Genomic DNA, 1250 nt, shown 5'->3' with positions numbered 1-1250 from the left:
AAGGAAGAAGGAAGAAGGAAGAAGGAAGAAGGAAGAAGGAAGAAGGAAGAAAAAAGGCATTGCATAATTGTGGGATGATTTTATAAGATAGGATCGACTATCATCCCCGTGTCTCCGTGTCTCCGTGTCCCCGTGTCGGTCTCAATCATCCCAGTATTCAGCAACGCCGAAAAAATGGATGGGGACTTAAACTCCAAGCAATTGTAAACACTGTATAGGTGGTGGCGTATTAAACCCAAAATAAAAAGATACAGCAAATTCCTCGCATAAGAAGTACAGAGATTAACAATTAAATTTTCCCAGTGCGAGCATCTTGCTCGCTATAGCATTTTGCCCGTTTCAGAGTTATCTCAGCCTTAGTGGAATTTTTTGTATATTTGCTACGAATAGCACAGATAGAGTAAAATAGCAAATAGTGATAGAATATGCTGACTGGGGGTTGATAGCGTAGCTCCTTCCCAGGAGGCAACCACCGTATCGCTTTTCATCACTGGACTAGAAGTCACAAGACTTTCAAGCTCTCGAACTTTTTCGGTAATTTTGCCCTTACTTTCTCAATAGTCAGAGCATATTTTAGTCCACTTATCAAATCAAAGGAATCAATAAAACATGACAAGTTCGGAAACCCTTGATTTTCAGTTAAATACCAAGGCTGATAATTATAAATCTCCACCATCTAGTCCTGGCATTTTATCATTTTTGAGGATACTCGAATATCTATCTTTTTCCACTATTATTGGCTCGGGAATTGGTGTTTATTTATTTCCAGATAAGATTAAATTGCCGATAGTTTTAGCAGTTTCTATTGCTCTGTTTATTTTTTTGTATCTCCTAAATAGACAAATACAAATAAACTACACTAAAACAATCAAGGATTCTGATTTACTTAGAAAAGCCACCTTATACGGTAACGTTTTACAACTAGAAAATTCTCCAGAAAATATTCAGATAACTCAAGAAATAGAAAAAGCTTTACGTTATACTCAAGAGTTAATAGACGATTACAAAAGTACCAGAAAACAAGCAAGAAACATCTACTATATTTTACAGTTAGGCACAATAGTTTTTTCGGGAGTTACCCCCATTTTAGTCCTTGTTGATAAATTGGAAACTGGTCAAGCTTGGTTAAAATGGTTACCTGTAATTTGTCCAGCGATCGCTTCTATAGTTGCTAGTGTTGTAACTTCATTTCCTTTCCAAGAAAATTGGATTTCTGCTAATAGAGTTGTGGAACTCCTAGAAGCAGAGCA

At 36.6% G+C, this 1250-nt stretch carries 1 protein-coding gene; it reads left to right on the top strand.

Annotation, left to right across the window (positions count from 1 at the left end; all coding sequences use genetic code 11):
- Nucleotides 1-609 precede the first annotated feature (609 nt).
- On the top strand, nucleotides 610-1250 hold a 641-nt coding region (locus AC3DU7_RS25105), incomplete at its 3' end, for a DUF4231 domain-containing protein (RefSeq protein ID WP_488042016.1).

Source organism: Okeania sp. (assembly GCF_983059655.1).
The sequence above is the reverse complement of the archived record's forward strand: the minus strand, read 5'-3'. Positions and strand labels throughout refer to the sequence as shown.